The sequence below is a fragment of the Streptomyces monomycini genome (assembly GCF_022271435.1).
Taxonomy (GTDB): Bacteria; Actinomycetota; Actinomycetes; order Streptomycetales; family Streptomycetaceae; genus Streptomyces; species Streptomyces monomycini.
In genome coordinates, this window is record NZ_JAFIQY010000016.1 from 127,511 (window position 1) to 144,486 (window position 16,976).

General features: G+C 69.4%; 15 protein-coding genes. 10 read left to right on the plus strand and 5 right to left on the minus strand.

Annotated features, from left to right (window positions below; all coding sequences use genetic code 11):
• Positions 1-47: 47 nt before the first annotated feature.
• Positions 48-764: a TetR family transcriptional regulator gene (locus tag JXZ78_RS19895; RefSeq protein ID WP_033039236.1), complete on the minus strand. Its 717-nt coding sequence runs from the start codon at positions 762-764 to the stop codon at positions 48-50.
• A 114-nt stretch (positions 765-878) separates the two neighbouring features.
• Here JXZ78_RS19895 and JXZ78_RS19900 point away from each other — a divergent pair, with 114 nt between their 5' ends.
• From JXZ78_RS19900 to JXZ78_RS19910, 3 genes are all read left to right on the plus strand, one after another.
• Positions 879-2,483: an MFS transporter gene (locus tag JXZ78_RS19900; RefSeq protein WP_030023130.1), complete on the plus strand. Its 1,605-nt coding sequence runs from the start codon at positions 879-881 to the stop codon at positions 2,481-2,483.
• A gap of 418 nt (positions 2,484-2,901) precedes the next feature.
• The gene (locus JXZ78_RS19905) at positions 2,902-3,306 is read left to right on the plus strand and encodes a peptidase inhibitor family I36 protein (protein WP_030023132.1); all 405 of its coding nucleotides are present in this window, start codon (positions 2,902-2,904) and stop codon (positions 3,304-3,306) included.
• A gap of 69 nt (positions 3,307-3,375) precedes the next feature.
• A complete protein-coding gene (locus JXZ78_RS19910) occupies positions 3,376-3,705 on the plus strand; it encodes a hypothetical protein (RefSeq protein ID WP_030023134.1) in 330 nt (109 codons plus the stop codon).
• A gap of 182 nt (positions 3,706-3,887) precedes the next feature.
• Here JXZ78_RS19910 and aceE read toward each other — a convergent pair whose 3' ends face one another.
• Entirely contained in the window at positions 3,888-6,620 is a 2,733-nt protein-coding gene (gene aceE / locus JXZ78_RS19915) for a pyruvate dehydrogenase (acetyl-transferring), homodimeric type (protein ID WP_030023135.1), read from the minus strand.
• Positions 6,621-7,090: 470 nt separating this feature from the next.
• Between aceE and JXZ78_RS19920 the strand changes: the two genes are divergently transcribed.
• The 6 genes from JXZ78_RS19920 (at position 7,091) to JXZ78_RS19945 (ending at position 11,989) form a co-directional block, all read left to right on the plus strand.
• Complete coding sequence (locus JXZ78_RS19920) at positions 7,091-7,531, plus strand: DUF3052 domain-containing protein (RefSeq protein ID WP_030023137.1); 441 nt, start codon at positions 7,091-7,093, stop codon at positions 7,529-7,531.
• Positions 7,532-7,738: 207 nt separating this feature from the next.
• Positions 7,739-8,197, plus strand: a complete 459-nt coding sequence (locus JXZ78_RS19925) for a peroxiredoxin (RefSeq protein ID WP_030023138.1) — start codon at positions 7,739-7,741, stop codon at positions 8,195-8,197.
• Positions 8,198-8,354: 157 nt separating this feature from the next.
• A complete protein-coding gene (locus JXZ78_RS19930; RefSeq protein WP_030023139.1) occupies positions 8,355-8,930 on the plus strand; it encodes a TerD family protein in 576 nt (191 codons plus the stop codon).
• A 261-nt stretch (positions 8,931-9,191) separates the two neighbouring features.
• On the plus strand, positions 9,192-9,767 hold the full coding sequence (locus JXZ78_RS19935) for a TerD family protein (RefSeq protein ID WP_030023140.1): 576 nt from the start codon (positions 9,192-9,194) through the stop codon (positions 9,765-9,767).
• Positions 9,768-9,821: 54 nt separating this feature from the next.
• Positions 9,822-11,018 carry a DUF475 domain-containing protein gene (locus tag JXZ78_RS19940; protein WP_030023141.1) on the plus strand — a complete coding sequence of 399 codons (1,197 nt, stop codon included), beginning with the start codon at positions 9,822-9,824 and terminating at the stop codon, positions 11,016-11,018.
• 233 nt (positions 11,019-11,251) lie between these two features.
• The gene (locus JXZ78_RS19945; RefSeq protein WP_030023143.1) at positions 11,252-11,989 is read left to right on the plus strand and encodes a TerD family protein; all 738 of its coding nucleotides are present in this window, start codon (positions 11,252-11,254) and stop codon (positions 11,987-11,989) included.
• 35 nt (positions 11,990-12,024) lie between these two features.
• Here the strand turns inward: JXZ78_RS19945 and JXZ78_RS19950 are convergent, their stop codons facing one another.
• The 3 genes from JXZ78_RS19950 to JXZ78_RS19960 all read right to left on the minus strand — a co-directional run bounded on the left by JXZ78_RS19950 (position 12,025) and on the right by JXZ78_RS19960 (position 15,549).
• A complete protein-coding gene (locus tag JXZ78_RS19950) occupies positions 12,025-12,279 on the minus strand; it encodes a hypothetical protein (protein WP_157851710.1) in 255 nt (84 codons plus the stop codon).
• A gap of 80 nt (positions 12,280-12,359) precedes the next feature.
• A complete protein-coding gene (locus tag JXZ78_RS19955; RefSeq protein WP_157851711.1) occupies positions 12,360-13,211 on the minus strand; it encodes a hypothetical protein in 852 nt (283 codons plus the stop codon).
• 1,066 nt (positions 13,212-14,277) lie between these two features.
• Positions 14,278-15,549 carry a TerD family protein gene (locus JXZ78_RS19960; protein WP_030023145.1) on the minus strand — a complete coding sequence of 424 codons (1,272 nt, stop codon included), beginning with the start codon at positions 15,547-15,549 and terminating at the stop codon, positions 14,278-14,280.
• A gap of 219 nt (positions 15,550-15,768) precedes the next feature.
• On the opposite strand from JXZ78_RS19960, the gene JXZ78_RS19965 reads away from it, so the two are divergent.
• Positions 15,769-16,941, plus strand: coding sequence for an HpcH/HpaI aldolase/citrate lyase family protein (locus JXZ78_RS19965; RefSeq protein WP_030023146.1), 1,173 nt, complete (start codon positions 15,769-15,771; stop codon positions 16,939-16,941).
• Positions 16,942-16,976 lie beyond the last annotated feature (35 nt).

Sequence of the window (16,976 nt, forward strand, 5' to 3'; positions counted from 1 at the left end):
GCCGTCATCGGTTCCCCGTCCGCCCGCGCCGCTTCCGGAAGGCGCCGTCACCGGCTCTCCGTCCGCCCGCGCCAGTCGCCGCACACGGCCGGGCCGATCTGCGACAGGTACTCCTCGGTGATCTCGCGGATCGACTCCACGCTGACGTCCTCGCCCTCGCCCCACACCTTCCCGGCGACCCGTATCGCCCCGCTGAACGCCGCGACCGCCACCCGCGGCCGCGGGTCGGTCGCCACGTCCACGCCCTCGCGCCGCGCGACGAGCCGGGCGATCTGCTCCTCCAGCTCCGAGTAGCGGCGCCAGTGGGCGGCCATGAGCGCGGGCGTCGACTCGATCATCTGGTACGTCCGCATGTGCAGTTCGAGCGGAATCACGGACTGGATCACGCCGCCGATGTCGTCCCACGAGGTCATCACGGCGCTGCGCAGCGCCTCCAGGGGTGCCTCGTCCGCCGGCCGCCGCTCCAGCTCCTCGGCGAAGCGCGCCTCCACCATCTCGTGGACGGCGAAGACGACCTCCTCCTTGCTCGCGAAATAGCGGAAGAACGTGCGCTGCGAGACGTCGACGGCCTCGGCGATCTCGTCGATCGTCGTCTCGTCGTAGCCGTGCGCCGTGAACAGTTCGAGAGCGGAGCGGATCAGGGCGTCGCGGGTGCGCTGCTTCTTGCGCTCGCGCAGGCCGCCGGTCCCGGTGCCGCCGGAGGGTTCGCCTCCGCCGGACCAGGCGGTTTCAGGTCGGGTCACCTGCGGCGTGGAGCTGGTCATCCTGCGCCGCCTTTCTCGTTGTTGCCGCAGCTCACGATACCTGTGAGCTAAATGACAGTTACCGACTGTTGAATTACTTTGTCAACTGTCAGTGGCTGACATTAGCCTCGGGGGATGAGCTCTAAGACCCCGGTTGCCCACGCCGCGCCGGACCTTTCCGTACCGGAGCCTCGCAAGGGACTCCGGGGCCATCCGTGGCTGACCCTGTTCTCCGTCGCGATCGGCGTGATGATGGTGGCCCTGGACGGCACCATCGTCGCCATCGCCAACCCGGCCATCCAGGCGGACCTGAAGGCGTCCCTCGCCGACGTCCAGTGGATCACCAACGGGTATCTGCTGGCGCTCGCCGTCTCGCTGATCACGGCCGGCAAGCTCGGTGACCGCTTCGGCCACCGGCAGACGTTCCTCATAGGCGTGGTGGGCTTCGCCATCGCCTCCGGAGCCATCGGGCTGTCCAGCGAGGTCTCGCTGGTCATCACCTTCCGCGTGCTGCAGGGCATTTTCGGCGCGCTCCTGATGCCCGCCGCCCTCGGACTGCTGCGCGCGTCCTTCCCGGCCGAGAAGCTCAACATGGCCATCGGCATCTGGGGCATGGTCATCGGCGCCTCCACCGCCGGCGGCCCGATCGTCGGCGGGCTGCTCGTCGAGCACGTGAGCTGGCAGTCGGTGTTCTTCATCAACGTGCCGGTCGGCGTCCTCGCCCTCGTGCTGGGCCTGGTGATCCTCAAGGACCACCGCGCCGTGAACGCCCCGCGCTCCTTCGACATCCCCGGCATCGTGCTGCTCTCCAGTGCCATGTTCTGCCTCATCTGGGCCCTGATCAAGGCCGGTGAGTGGGGCTGGGGCGACGCCAAGACGCTGGGCTTCCTGGCCGCCGCGGTCGTCGTCTTCGCCGCCTTCGCGATCCTGGAGACCAAGGTCCGCGAGCCGCTGATCCCGCTGCGGATGTTCCGTTCCGTACCGCTGACGGCCGGCACGATCCTGATGGTGCTGATGGCCTTCGCCTTCATGGGCGGCCTGTTCTTCGTCACCTTCTACCTGCAGAACGTGCACGGCCTGAGCCCCGTCGACAGCGGTCTGCACCTGCTGCCGCTGACCGCGATGATGATCGTCGGCTCGCCGGCCGCGGGCGCGCTGATCACCAAGTTCGGCCCCCGGGTCCCGCTCGTCGGCGGCATGGTCCTCACCGCCGTCGCCATGTTCGGCATGACCACCCTGTCCACCAGCACGGGCACGCTGACGATGTCCCTGTGGTTCGCACTGCTGGGCCTGGGCCTCGCGCCGGTCATGGTCGGCGCCACCGAGGTCATCGTCGGCAACGCGCCGCTGGAGCTGTCCGGCGTGGCGGGTGGTCTCCAGCAGGCCGCCATGCAGGTCGGCGGCAGCCTCGGTACGGCGGTGCTCGGCGCCGTGATGTCCAGCAAGGTCAGTTCGGACTTCGCGGGCAACTGGACCAAGGCGGGGCTGCCGGGCGCCCCGGACCCGGCGCTCAAGGCCGCCGCCGAGGTCGGCGCGGTGCCGCCGCAGGTGGCCCAGGCCCCCGGCATGACGCCGCAGATCGTCGACCGTATCGGCACCGCGGTGCACGACACGTTCGTGTCGGGCATGGGCCTGGCCTTCACCGTCGCCTGCGCCGTGGCGGTCGTCGCGGCCGTCGTCGCGCTGTTCACCAAGCGCGGCGCCAACGCGGAGGCGGGCGCGGGGGTCGGGCACATCTGACGCCTGACGCCTGACATCCGAATGCCTGCATGCCGGACGTCTGACGTCTGATGCCTGCCGTCTGCCGTCCGGCCGTCCGCCGGGCGGTCGGGGCGTCTCGACGCGCGGCCGGCCGGAGCTTCCCGCTCCGGCCGGCCGCGCGTTTTCGTTTCTCCACAGGCCCGCCGTCCCCCGTACGGGCCTGAGGCTTTCCGCACCCCGGCGCCCGCCGCCCCTCCGCACACCGGGCGGTGGCGTCAACAGCTCGCCCCCGGCCGCCTGTTGCAGACCCGGCAGCGGCACATCGCCTATCAGGGTGGGACGTCCGCCGCGGGCTTGGCTCCGGCGCCCGTGCACGGCCAAGCTCGGATCACCGGCCCGCGGCGGACAAGTGCCCGCCGCGGCAGACCACTTCGTACTCCACGGGGGAGTGATGCACATGCGTCCGATCCACACCGTCGCCCTGCTGACCGGAGCCGCCGCACTGGCCGCCGCCCACCTCGGCGTCCCGGCCGCGCACGGCGCACCGCAGCAGCGGCCGCGGGCGCACCCGGGGCCGGCCGCAGGTGACTGCGCCACCGGCCAGTTCTGCGTCTGGCCGGGCCGCGGCTTCGGCGGCAAGCGGCAGACCTACGAACTGTCCGGCACCGACATCGAAAGCTGCGTCACGCTGCCCGCCGGAGTCCGCGCCGCCTCGTTCGCCAACCGCACCGGCCGGCCCGTCACCACGTACCAGAGCGCCGAGTGCGCGGAGACCGGGGAGTTCGACACCTACCCGGGCGGCGGCAGCTGGGTGCCCGAATCCCCTTACCAGGTCAGGGCGTTCAAAATCTGGGAGAGCTGACGGGGGGAGTGGGTACGGCGACGCGGGGTACTCGGAGCCCGAGCCCGAACCACGCGACCCTCGGGAGGGATGATGGCGGGCCTCGGACAGCACAGCCGCACCCGATGGCGGACCCACCTGCGGAGCAACCCCCGCTCACGAGGCCGGACGGGGTCTCGGACCGGGCCGGACCGCGCGACGCTGGGCGTGATCGGACTGATCTGCGCGGTCGCCGGATTCTTCATCCTGAGCATCGTGCTCGGGCCGGTGTCCGTGCTCCTCGGCTGGCTCGCGATGGGCCGCCGGTGGAACAGCGGGAGCCATGCGCTGCCGGCACTGGTGGCCGTCGTCCTCGGTGTGATCGACACGGTGTTCGCGATCATCCGGATCACCACCACGGCCGTCGGGGCACCGTTCTGAGCGGACGCCCTGCACAGGCCGTTCTGAGCGGACGTCTTGAGCGGACGGTGCGGAGCGGATGCCGAACCGGCGTTCCGAGCGGACGCCGGGCCGATGTTCCGAAGCGACACGAGGCGCCCCCGGCCGGAGAGGTCCGGCTGGGGGCGCCTCGTGGTGTCAGCTGTCAGCTGCCCTGCGGGTGACTACGCGTCGCCGCCCGCCTCGCCGGCGTCCGCGGCCGCGACGTCCAGCAGCTGGTAACGGTCGATCGCCTGCTTCAGCAGCGAACGGTCGACCTTGCCCTCCTTGGCCAGCTCGGTGAGCACGCCGAGGACGATCGACTGCGCGTCGATGTGGAAGAAGCGACGGGCCGCGCCACGCGTGTCCGCGAAGCCGAAGCCGTCGGCGCCCAGCGACTGGTAGGTGCCGGGCACCCAGCGCGCGATCTGGTCGGGAACGGCACGCATCCAGTCGGAGACGGCCACCTTCGGACCCTGCGCGTCAGCGAGCTTCCGCGTCACGAACGGAACGCGCTGCTCCTCCTCCGGGTGGAGCAGGTTGTGCTCCTCGATCTCCACCGCGTCGCGGCGCAGCTCGTTCCAGGAGGTCGCCGACCAGACGTCCGCCTTGACGTTCCACTCGTCGGCCAGGATCTGCTGGGCCTCGATCGCCCACGGCACGGCCACGCCGGACGCGAGGATCTGGGCCGCGTGCTCGCCCTTGTCGCCCTGCTTGACGCGGTACAGGCCCTTGAGGATGCCCTCGACGTCCACGTCGGCCGGCTCGGCCGGGTGCTGGATCGGCTCGTTGTAGACGGTGAGGTAGTAGAAGATGTCCTCACTGTTCTCGCCGTACATCCGGCGCAGACCGTCCTTGACGATGTGCGCGATCTCGTACCCGTACGCCGGGTCGTAGGCGACACACGCCGGGTTGGTCGAGGCGAGCAGCTGGGAGTGGCCGTCCGCGTGCTGGAGGCCCTCACCGGTCAGGGTCGTACGGCCGGCGGTCGCACCCAGCACGAAGCCGCGCGCGAGCTGGTCGGCCATCTGCCAGAACTGGTCACCGGTGCGCTGGAACCCGAACATCGAGTAGAAGACGTAGATCGGGATCAGCGGCTCGCCGTGCGTGGCGTAGGCGGAGCCCGCCGCGATCAGCGACGCGGTGCAGCCGGCCTCGGAGATGCCGTCGTGCAGCATCTGGCCGGTCGGCGACTCCTTGTAGGCGAGCAGCAGTTCGCGGTCGACCGACTCGTAGATCTGGCCCAGCGGGTTGTAGATCTTCGCGGACGGGAAGAACGCGTCCATACCGAAGGTGCGGTACTCGTCCGGCGCGATCGGCACGAAACGCTTGCCGATCTCCTTGTCCCGCATGAGGTCCTTCAGGACCCGCACGAACGCCATGGTCGTGGCGATCTTCTGCTGGCCGGAGCCCTTCTTCGCCCCCGCGTACGCCTTCTCGTCCGGCAGCGGCAGCGGCTTGGCACGCACGATACGCGTCGGGACGTACCCGCCGTTCGCCTTGCGGCGGTCGTGCATGTACTGGATCTCTTCGGAGTCGCGGCCCGGGTGGTAGTACGGCGGGTTGCCGTCCTCCAGCTCCTTGTCCGAGATCGGCAGGTGCAGCCGGTCGCGGAAGCGCTTGAGGTCCTCGGCCGTCAGCTTCTTCATCTGGTGGGTCGCGTTGCGGCCCTCGAAGTTCGGACCGAGGGTCCAGCCCTTGACGGTCTGCGCGAGGATCACCGTCGGCTGGCCCTTGTGGGCCTTGGCCGCCGCGTACGCCGCGAAGATCTTCTTGTGGTCGTGACCGCCGCGGCCCAGGTGCTGGATCTGCTGGTCGGTCATGTTCTCGACCATCGCGCGCAGGCGGTGGTCGTCACCGAAGAAGTGCTCGCGGATGTACGAACCGGTCTCGGTCGCGTACGTCTGGAACTGGCCGTCCGGGGTCGTGTTCAGCTTGTTGACCAGGACGCCGTCGCGGTCCTGGGCCAGCAGCGGGTCCCAGCTGCGGTCCCAGACCAGCTTGATCACGTTCCAGCCGGCGCCGCGGAACTGCGACTCCAGCTCCTGCATGATCTTGCCGTTGCCGCGGACCGGGCCGTCCAGGCGCTGCAGGTTGCAGTTGACCACGAAGGTCAGGTTGTCCAGGCCCTCACGCGCCGCGAGGGACAGCTGGCCGAGCGACTCGGGCTCGTCCATCTCGCCGTCGCCGAGGTAGGCCCACACGTGCGAGTCGGAGGTGTCGGCGATGCCGCGCGCCTCCATGTAGCGGTTCATCCGGGCCTGGTAGATCGCGCCCAGCGGGCCGAGGCCCATCGAGACGGTCGGGAACTCCCAGAAGTCCGGCATCAGCCGCGGGTGCGGGTAGCTGGACAGGCCGTTCGGGAACTTGGACTTCTCCTGCCGGAAGGCGTCGAGCTGGGTCTCGCTCAGCCGGTCCAGGAGGTAGGCACGGGCGTACACACCGGGCGAGGCGTGGCCCTGGAAGAAGATCTGGTCGCCGCCCTTGCCGTCGTCCTTGCCCCGGAAGAAGTGGTTGAAGCCCACGTCGTACAGGGAGGCGGAGGACGCGAAGGTGGCGATGTGGCCGCCGACGCCGATACCGGGGCGCTGCGCCCGCGACACCATGACCGCGGCGTTCCACCGGGTCGCGTTCAGGATCTTGCGCTCGATCTCCTCGTTGCCGGGGAAGAACGGCTCGTCCTTGGTCGCGATGGTGTTGACGTAATCCGTGCTGCGCATCTCGGGCACGGCCACGCGCTTCTCGCGGGCCCGCTCGATCAGGCGGAGCATGAGGTAGCGGGCACGTTCCCGGCCTCGCTCATCGACGGCTGCGTCGAGCGAGTCGAGCCATTCCTGGGTCTCTTCGGGATCGAAGTCCGGGACCTGGCTGGGAAGGCCGCCAATGATGATCGGGTTGCGATCGGATCCGGAAGCCACGCTGTTCCTTCGCTGTTCGGTCTTGCTCTGCTTTGGTGTCGCGCCGTCTTCCATCGTGTACCGGCTCACCGGGATACGTCATCTCTACCGGTGGGTAACCACCCCCTAAGAGACGGGCGCTCGCAGGCCGGTTTTTGAGGTCGGCCAAATCGCAACCATACGCCCACGCCGGAACCGGTCGCCGTACGGTCGTGCGAACCCCGCGAAGAGGTCCGGGTGCCGGGCGTCACCCCCCAAAGAGCCCAGTCACCGAACAAAACGCAATAAAGGCAGTAAATGGATGTGGGGTGAATCACTTCCCGCCGTGCGGGTGGGGTCGCAGTTGCGGCGAGACGGCGGTAAACGTCACCGTTTCGACGGTCTCGGCGGCCGGGTACTTGCGCGATCCGCCCGGCCCGTGTGGACTACGCCCAATGCCCCGCGCACGCGTGGGTGCAAGCCATTTACCGAAACATGACAGGAGGCAATCCGTGAGCGCGACCGCGGACCACGCGGAGGAGCGGACCAACCCGGCCATCAAGCTGGGGTTCGAGCCCGGACAGGTGGTCCAGGAGATCGGCTACGACGACGACGTCGAGCAGGAGCTCCGCGAAGCCATTGAGGCCGTGATCGGCCAGGAGATCGTTGACGAGGAATACGACGACGTCGCCGACGTCGTCGTGCTGTGGTTCCGCGATGACGACGGCGACCTCACGGACGCGCTGGTGGATGCCATCGGTCTGATCGACGAGGGCGGCGAGATCTGGCTGATGACGCCCAAGACCGGCCGCGACGGATACGTCGAGCCGAGCGACATCAACGAAGCCGCGCAGACGGCGGGCCTGTCCCAGACCAGGAGCATCAACGCGGGCAAGGACTGGAGCGGCAGCCGCCTGGTCACCCCCAAGGGCGCCAAGTCGGGCAAGCGCTGAGCTGCGCCCCCACGTTCCGTGCCGAGCCCTCCGCCGGGTGATCCGGTGGGGGGCTCGGCGTGCGTGCCCCGGCGCGTAGGGTTGGCCGCAACCTGTTGGAATCCGCCGGAGCGGGCGCTGCCGGCGGTGCCCCGCGCCGCACGCCGGTGACGGCGCCGGGCACGGCAAAGGCGTCCGCGCACGGTGTCTGCGAAGGGAACGGTCCCCATGGCGATCGAGGTCGGCTCGAAGGCTCCGGAGTTCGAGCTGAAGAACCAGCACGGTGAGCTGATCAAGCTCTCCGACTTCCGCGGCGAGAAGGCCGTCGTCCTCCTCTTCTACCCCTTCGCCTTCACCGGCGTGTGCACCGGCGAGCTGTGCGCCCTGCGCGACGAGCTGCCGAAGTTCGTCAACGACGACGTGCAGCTGCTGGCCGTCTCCAACGACTCGCCCTTCGCGCTGCGCGTCTTCGCCGAGCAGGAGGGCCTGGAGTACCCGCTGCTGTCGGACTTCTGGCCGCACGGTGAGGCCTCGCGGGCCTACGGCGTCTTCGACGAGGAGAAGGGCTGCGCGGTGCGCGGGACCTTCATCATCGACAAGGAGGGCGTGGTGCGCTGGACGGTCGTCAACGGCCTGCCCGACGCCCGTGACCTCAACGACTACCTCAAGGCGCTCGGCGACCTCTGATTCCCGCCGTGACCGGCTCCCGCCGCGACATCGGCGCGGTGTCCGTACCGGTACCTGTAATCGGTGGGAACCGGTCACTAGGATCAAAACGTTGATCTGATGCCATGCACGATGGGGGCGCAAAGCATTTCGTACCCCTCGAACCCAGGGAGGACTCGTGGGAGTCAGCCTCAGCAAGGGCGGAAACGTCTCGCTGACGAAGGAAGCCCCCAATCTGACCGCGGTGCTCGTCGGTCTGGGCTGGGACGCCCGTACCACCACCGGTACGGACTTCGACCTGGACGCCAGCGCGCTGCTGACCAACGACCAGGGCAAGGTCGCCAACGACCAGAACTTCGTGTTCTTCAACAACCTGAAGAGCCCGGACGGCTCGGTCGAGCACACCGGCGACAACACCACCGGTGAGGGCGAGGGCGACGACGAGGCCATCAAGGTGAACCTCGCCGGCGTGCCCGCCGACGTCGCCAAGATCGTGTTCCCGGTGTCCATCTACGACGCCGAGAACCGCCAGCAGAGCTTCGGTCAGGTCCGCAACGCCTACATCCGCGTCGTGAACCAGGCCGACGGCAACGAGCTCGCGCGCTACGACCTCAGCGAGGACGCCTCGACCGAGACCGCCATGGTCTTCGGCGAGCTGTACCGCAACGGCGCGGAGTGGAAGTTCCGGGCCATCGGCCAGGGGTACGCCTCGGGCCTGCGCGGCATCGCGCAGGACTTCGGCGTCAACGTCTGAGCCGAGCCGTCACCCTTCCGCACCCGGCGTCGTACCCCCCTGTCCGGGGAGTACGGCGCCGGGCGCGCTTGAAGCCCGTACGCAGGCCGTGCGGGACACGGATCCCGGCGCGCGGCGGATCGCGCGCCCCGCGGAGTCCACCTGTGCGCCGTAAAAGTGGCGTATCCGGGACCGTGTCCGTCCCGTACGGGCCATGTACGAACCCGTATGAAAGCCGTGGACAACCGCGGCACCACCGTCACCGGGGAGGATGCGAACACCATGGGCGTCACGCTCGCAAAGGGAGGCAACGTCTCCCTCTCCAAGGCCGCTCCGAATCTCACGCAGGTCATGGTCGGCCTCGGCTGGGACGCGCGCTCGACCACAGGAGCGCCGTTCGACCTGGATGCCAGCGCGCTGCTGTGCAGGTCGGGGCGGGTGCTCGGCGACGAGTACTTCGTCTTCTACAACAATCTCAAGAGCCCGGACGGCTCGGTCGAGCACACGGGCGACAACCTCACCGGTGAGGGTGAAGGGGACGACGAGTCGATTCTCGTGGACCTCAGCACGGTCCCCGAAGAGGTCGACAAGATCGTTTTTCCCGTCTCGATCCACGAGGCGGATGTCCGCGGCCAGAGCTTCGGCCAGGTCAGCAACGCTTTCATCCGCGTGGTCAACCAGGCGGACGGCAGTGAACTGGCGCGCTACGACCTCAGTGAGGACGCCTCCAGCGAAACCGCAATGATCTTCGGTGAGGTCTACCGGTACAGCGGTGAATGGAAGTTCCGCGCGGTGGGCCAGGGGTACGCGTCGGGGTTGCGAGGCATCGCTCTAGACTTCGGGGTCAACGTTTCGTAAAGCGCCGCGCACTGCGCGCGGGGGACCCCATACAGCGAGGGATTGGGTTAGGCAGTGCTCCTGAGAACCTTTGGCTGGTCGTTCGCCGTCACGGCGGCCGGCCTGGCCTTGGCCGGCGTCCTCTGGGGGTGGCAGGGGCTAGCGATCGTCGGCATCCTGTCGATCCTGGAGATTTCGGTCTCGTTCGACAACGCGGTCATCAACGCCGGAATCCTGCGCAAGATGAACGCCTTCTGGCAGAAAATCTTTCTGACCGTCGGCATTCTCATCGCCGTCTTCGGCATGCGCCTGGTCTTCCCGGTCGTCATCGTCGCGGTCACCGCGAAGATCGGACCGATCGAGGCCGTCAATCTGGCGATCAACGACAAGGCGCAGTACGAGCACCTGGTCACGGGGGCCCACCCGGCCATCGCGGCCTTCGGTGGCATGTTCCTGCTCATGATCTTCCTCGACTTCATCTTCGAGGAGCGCGAGCACAAGTGGCTGGGCTGGCTGGAGCGGCCGCTGGCCAAGATGGGCAAGCTGGACATGCTGTCCGTCATCGTCGCGCTGGTCGTCCTGCTCGTCACCGCCATGACGGTGGCCACCGACGTCGCGCACGGCGGTGGTGACAAGAGCGCGACGGTGCTGCTGTCCGGCGTCGCCGGCCTGCTCACGTATCTGGTCGTGGGTGGTGTCTCCGGCTACTTCGAGGACAAGCTGGAGGAGGCCGAAGAGGCCCAGGAAGCCGAGAACGAGGACGCCGGGAACGGCTCCGCCGCGAAGCCGGCGGTGGCGGCCCGGGAAGACGGTGCCGGTGCGAACGGCGAGACGTCCAAGCGCGGCTCCGTCTCGGGTGTGGGGCTGGCGGGCAAGGCCGCCTTCTTCCTCTTCCTCTACCTGGAGGTCATCGACGCGTCGTTCTCCTTCGACGGCGTCATCGGGGCCTTCGCCATCACCAACGACATCTTCGAGATGGCGCTGGGCCTGGGCATCGGCGCGATGTACATCCGTTCGCTGACGGTCTTCCTGGTCCGTAAGGGAACCCTCGACGACTACGTCTACCTGGAGCACGGCGCGCACTACGCCATCGGCGCGCTGGCCGTCATCCTGCTCGCCACGATCAAGTACGAGATCAACGAGGTCATCACCGGCCTGGTCGGAATCGTGCTGATCGCCGCGTCCTTCTGGTCATCCATGCGCAAGAACCGCAAGGAAGGCAAAGCGGGCGAAGACTCCGCGGCAAAGTCGGAAGTTGCCTCCGGAGTGTGACGAGGGTCTGATTGAGGAACGCTCTCAGCGGGGCGGCCATGGAGTGCTCACTCCATGGCCGCCCCGCGGCCGTACCGGGCCACGGGGCGGCCGGTGCAGCCGGGGAGGACCGGTGCAACCGGGGAGGGCCGGCACGGCCGGGACGAACCGGTGGGGCCGGGACGCACGCAGCAGTCGGGTCGCCGAGCCGTCGGGCGGGCGGCCTCCGGGTCGGATCGATGGGGTGGGGCAAGGTGTCGTTCTTGGACAACTGGCGTCGGGGCGGGGCGCCGAAATTCGAAGCCGGTGGCGCGTCGTACGTGGTCGAACTGACCAAGCGCAATCCGGTCGTCTCGCTGACGAAGCAGGGCGCGGCCTCCGGGCACCTGCGGGTCAACCTGTCCTGGCAGATGCGCACGTCCGACATCGGGATGCGCAGCTCGCAGCGCGGCGGCAGCCTGCTGCGCAATCCGGGCAAGATGTTCAAACCGGAGGTGGTGCAGGCGCAGGGACCGGCGGTCGTCAAGATCGACCTGGACCTGGCCTGCCTGTACGAGCTCAAGGACGGCACCAAGGGCGTCGTGCAGCCACTCGGCAACTTCCTGGGCGACATCAACGCCGCGCCGTACGTGAAGCTCAGCGGCGACGACCGCTTCGGCTCACCCTCCGGCGAAACGCTCTACATCAACCTCGACCACCGCGACGAGATCAAGCGCCTGCTCATCTTCGTCTACATCTACGACGGCACACCGGCCTTCGACCGCACCCACGCCGTCGTGACGCTCTACCCGAGCAGCGGCCCCCGCGTGGAGATCGGCCTCGACGAACGCGCGCCACAGGCCCGCTCCTGCGCCATCTTCATGCTGGAGAACAACAAGGGCGAACTCACCGTCCGCCGCGAGGTGAAGTACGTCTACGGCTTCCAGTCCGAACTGGACCGCCTGTACGGCTGGGGCCTGCAGTGGGGGCGGGGGTACAAGACGAAGGTGTGAGTCGAGGGCGTCGTCTCATGGTTGGACGTCAGAGGTCAAGATCGTCCTGTTGCTCCTTCGGCATGTACCTCGGGCCCCCTTCCGCGGTCGGACATTCCCGGTCTTGGCCAAGGGAGGGCGGTAGCCCGGGTTGCTACGGTGCAGCGCGCGACGACGGTCGCCGCCGTCAGCTCTTCGGCATCCCATCGCTCGCGTAGGACGGCGCGCACCCACTCCTCGACGTCCTGTCCGTCGCGGTCGGCGGCCGCGACGACGCGCTCCATGCCGACGTCGGTGAACAGCACGGTCATGGCACGGGCGCTGGCAGGCGCGCCGTCGAAGACGGGGCAGGGCTCGGCGCCGACGCGCAGTCGGCGCGCAGTCGGCGCGCTCAGGTGGCGCCGCAGCTCGCGCACAGCGCCCGGGGCACGTCGGGCGCATCGGCCGGCCGTACTCCGAAGTCCAGCAGCGCGTCTTGGGCGCCGCACCGCGGACAAGAGTCGAGGCGCCCCCAACTTGCGTGGCCGTCGTCGGTCTTTATCCAGGCGAGGAGGGCCCACGTCGGGTGGGACCACGTCGGGTGGGACCACCAGGCATGGCAGAAACGGCCGACCAGTGGGTACTCGCCGCCGCCGGTGACCAGTGCCCACTGGCCGCAGCGGGGGCAGGCGAGGGCGCGGTCCTTGACGTTGGCCAGTTCGCCCTTGATCCGGGTGAGCCGGGCGAGACCGGTGGTGTGGCAGATGGTCGCCCGCAGGGCTTTCCACGCGATCTTGCACAGGGCGCAGTCGCGGCGGTCATACGGGCGCTCCGGCACGGGCGGCAGCAACTCGGCGAAGACGAAGGTGACGGGGAAGTCCATGACCTGGCCGGCGCGGGCCTCGACCTCGCGGGCCGAAACGCCCCGCAGGCCGTGGTGCCGGAGTTTGTCGCGCCGGCGTGCGAGGACGGTCAGGCTCTCGGTCGCCGGGCCGCCGACGGTGACGCCGGCTACGGTCTCCAGACGCGTGCGGGCCCGGGTGAGGGTGCAGCTCTCGAAGTCCCCGGACTCGTAGTCGCCGCGGTCAGCGTCGTGGGGGTGCCGGAAGACCTGCTTCCAGCCGGCCCGGGCGAGGCGGGCCTTGAGAAGGACCTCAGCGGCGGCGTACAGGTCCAGCACCACGTATTTCAGCTCTCGCGGGCCCGGCGGGTCGCGGCGCAGCAAGCTCGAAACCGACCACAGGAAGTCGATTCCGTTGTCCACCGGCGGAAAATCCATCTCGCGGGCAGCCGACGACAGCTCAACGTACGGCTCCGCAAGACCCAGCCTGTTCATTCCTGCCACCCGGCACCTCCAGTACGCGGTCCCTCTCGTACGACTGGATCCACGGCCGGGAAGCCGGACCCCCGAGGTTCGCTGCCCCATACCTCGATCGAATGACGGTGGCCTCAGAGGACGCCGCCCCGCACACGGAGCCGACGGGTCTGCGCGAGGGCGGTGCGCAGCGCGGAGGCGAGTTGGCCGGCTTCTTCGCCGGTGGGATCGGCCTGCTGACCGGATGCCGTTCTCCGGCCGTGTACGGGAGGCCAGCGATTGCGGAGGGTCCCGGGGCGGGCGCAGCGGACGGCCGAAGACCTGGAGGAGGAGTTTGCGGTGGGCGGCATGCAGGGGGTGGACGTGGGGCGGGGGCGGGGGCGTGGGCCGGGATCGGAGCTTGGGGTTTGAGCCGGGCGTGGACTGGGCTCGGAGCTTGGGGCTTGCGTCAAGGGCACGAGCTGGGGGTTTGAGCCGAGGGCGTGGGCTGGGGCTTGAGCTGGGGCTTCAGCTGAGGCTGAGTGGAGAGTCCTAGTCGGCGGTGTGGGGGCCCGGCGGTGCGGGGGCCCGGGGGTACGGGGGCTGGGCTGGGCTGGGCTGGGCTGGGCTGGGCTGGGCTGAAGAAACGTTACGGCCGGTGTGGCGGCCGGGGCGGAACGCCCGGTCTCGCGACCGTGGTCGTGGCCGGCCGCTCTGAGCTGCTCGGCGTCTGACACTGCTCAGCGGCTGCCTCAGTGGCTGCTCAGTCGCTCAACGGGCGGCTGAGCGCCTCGACGGCTGCTCAGTGCGCGGTCGCTGCTCAGTGCCCTGGGCGCCCGGCCGTGGGCCGTCTGCGAGCAGCCGCTTGCTTGCGGGCAGGCGCCTGAGGGAAGCACCCCACTCTCCCCGCCAAGCAAGCCCGGCATGGTGCCATGACGGCCGACCCGAACACATGCCGGCCACCGGCCGCCACTGCCCCTTGAACAGTGACGGGTGAGCGCTTACGGCTGAGCGCTGCCGGGCCGCCACCCGCCCGTCAGCGGTGCTGGAACTGCGGTCCCTGCGGCGGAAGGACGAAGTTCGGGTCCAGCCCGGGTCCGGGAACCGGACCGGGAGCCGGGGGCTGCTGCGGATAACCGTAGGCCGGAGGCGCCGGGACACCCTGAGCCACCGGGCCCGTCGGGTACGCCTGATGCTGATGTTGCTGCGGAGGCTGCGGGTAGCCGTACGAAGGCTGCGGCTGCTGCGGCATCGGGCCGGGGTATCCGTACGCGGGCTGGGCCGGGGGCCGCGTCGGAGGCGGCGGGATGTTCGGACCGTTCTGCGGATAGCCGTAGCCCCCACCGGTGGGCTGCGGCTGAGGCGGATACGCCGCAGCCGGCGCGGCCGCGTGCGGGGCGGCCGAGGGCGGAGCGGCGGGCGGCGACAGCGGAAACGAGTCCGGCTCTGACTGGGCTGCGGAGCCCGGTGCCGGGGACGGCGCCTGCGCTGGTGCTGGTGCCGGGGGTGTCGCAGGGGACGACACGGCCGGAGCAGGGCTCGGCGCCTGGCTCGGGCCCGATCCCGGGCCCGAATCGGGCAGATGCTGAGTCGCGGCATCAGGGTCCGCAGCGGAAGCCAAACCCCCTGTCTCGCCGGACTCGGAACCGAACCCAGCCTCGCTGCCCGCGCTGCCCGTCGGTGCGGTGGCGTCCGACGACGCGGCCGCTGCCGCACCCGCTGTCGTACCGGCTGAGGCACCGGCTTCCTGCGCCGCGGACTCGTCCTCTTCCTCCACCGAGATCCCGAATTCGGTGGCCAGGCCGATCAGCCCGTTCTCGTACCCCTGCCCGAGCGCGCGGAACTTCCACCGGTCTCCGCGCCGGTACAACTCGCCGCAGATCAGGGCCGTCTCCTTGCCCGTCTCCGGCACTACGTCGAAGACCGCGACCGGCTCGTCGTCCGACGAGGAGGCATCGTGCAACAGGACGCGCAGATCCCGTACGTGCGCGAAGGTCCCGCCGTCCGCCGACGCAGCGAGCACGACGCGGTCCACCGACGCCTCAAGTCCGGACAGGTCCGCCTCGATCGTGTCCGCCACCCCGTCGGCCAGCTGCGTCTTCGGCAGGTGCCGCACCAGGCCGCTGGGGTGCCGTGGCTGGTTGTAGAAGACGAAGTCCGCATCGGACCGCACGCGTCCGTCGGCACCGAGGAGCAGGGCCGAGGCATCGACATCGGGCACCCCCGCGCCGGGGGCCCAGCGCAGTACGGCCCGGACCGCCGTGGTGTCGAGGGGTACGTTGGACCCTTTCAGCATCGCGTGCGTCATGTCCGTAATCCTGCCTTCCCGGAGGTCGGAGGGACAACGCGGGGGCCGCTCCGGCGTGGCCCGCCCGGTGCCCGCGACACCTGGCCGTCGTGTGCGGGTCACGTGCTTTTCACATGGGCGGGAACTTTCTCGTCGCGGCCGCACGTACGATTACCGGCCGGATCCAGACAGCGAGTCGCCGCGGGGTGGCCCCGGCCCCGCCTGCTCACGGGGAGTTCTATGCGTCACTTTGGGCATCTTGCGCCCGATATCCGGAATGCTTTGTTCCACCAGGAGCCGGTCGAGTTCACCGCCGACTCCCCGCCCAGCACGCTCTCGGTGGCCCTCGGCGCAACGCTCTACAGCCCGGCCACTCGTCCGCGCCTCGCCGAGGACGTCGTCAAACAAGCCGGCCGTGGAGTGGTCTCCATGGTGCTGTGCCTGGAGGACTCCATCAGTGACGCGGACGTGGTCGCCGGTGAGGAGAATCTGGTACGGCAGTTCGCGGCCCTCGGCGAGGAGGCCGAAAACGGTACGGTCCTCCCGCTGCTGTTCATCCGGGTGCGCGCGGTCGCGCAGATACCCGACCTGGTGCGCCGACTGGGCCGTGACGTTCATCTGTTGTCCGGATTCGTGCTGCCCAAGTTCACCGAGGAGCGAGGCGTCCCGTTCCTGGAGGCGCTGACCGGCGCGGAGGCGGAGTGCGGGCGGCGGCTGTTCGCCATGCCGGTGCTCGAATCGCCCGATCTGCTCCACCTGGAGAGCCGCGGCGAGACACTGCGGGGCATCGCGCGCACGGTGGACAAGTACCGCGACCGCATACTGGCACTGCGTCTCGGCGTCACCGACTTCTGCTCGGCCTACGGCCTGCGCCGGGCCCCCGACATGACCGCGTACGACGTGCAGATCGTCGCGTCGGTGATCGCCGACGTGGTGAACGTCCTCGGCCGGGCGGACGGCACCGGCTTCACGGTCACCGGCCCGGTGTGGGAGTACTTCCGGCTGCACGAGCGGATGTTCAAGCCGCAGCTGCGGCAGAGCCCCTTCCTCGGCCGGGCGGAGGAGCTCCGGACGGCCCTGATCGAACACGACATGGACGGCTTGCTGCGCGAGATCGAACTCGACCGCGCGAACGGCCTCCAGGGCAAGACCTGCATCCACCCCTCGCACGTGGCGCCGGTGCACGCCCTCTCGGTCGTCAGCCATGAGGAGTTCAGCGACGCCGTGGACATCCTGCGGCCCGAGCGGGGCGCCGGCGGCGTGCTGCGCTCCGCGTACACGAACAAGATGAACGAGATCAAGCCGCATCGCGCCTGGGCCGAACGGACCCTGCTCCGCGCCGAAGCGTTCGGCGTCGCCCGCGAGGGCGTCGGCTTCGTGGAACTGCTGACGGCCAGCCTTCCGCATACCTGAGACGGCGAACGGTTCAGGCCTGGCGGTCACCGCCC

Coding starts and splice junctions, on each gene's coding strand:
- JXZ78_RS19895 (WP_033039236.1), bottom strand. CDS start 764: ATGACCAGCTCCACGCCGCAGGTGACCCGACCTGAAACCGCCTGGTCC.
- JXZ78_RS19900 (WP_030023130.1), top strand. CDS start 879: ATGAGCTCTAAGACCCCGGTTGCCCACGCCGCGCCGGACCTTTCCGTA.
- JXZ78_RS19905 (WP_030023132.1), top strand. CDS start 2,902: ATGCGTCCGATCCACACCGTCGCCCTGCTGACCGGAGCCGCCGCACTG.
- JXZ78_RS19910 (WP_030023134.1), top strand. CDS start 3,376: ATGATGGCGGGCCTCGGACAGCACAGCCGCACCCGATGGCGGACCCAC.
- JXZ78_RS19925 (WP_030023138.1), top strand. CDS start 7,739: ATGGCGATCGAGGTCGGCTCGAAGGCTCCGGAGTTCGAGCTGAAGAAC.
- JXZ78_RS19935 (WP_030023140.1), top strand. CDS start 9,192: ATGGGCGTCACGCTCGCAAAGGGAGGCAACGTCTCCCTCTCCAAGGCC.
- JXZ78_RS19950 (WP_157851710.1), bottom strand. CDS start 12,279: ATGACCGTGCTGTTCACCGACGTCGGCATGGAGCGCGTCGTCGCGGCC.
- JXZ78_RS19960 (WP_030023145.1), bottom strand. CDS start 15,549: ATGACGCACGCGATGCTGAAAGGGTCCAACGTACCCCTCGACACCACG.
- JXZ78_RS19965 (WP_030023146.1), top strand. CDS start 15,769: ATGCGTCACTTTGGGCATCTTGCGCCCGATATCCGGAATGCTTTGTTC.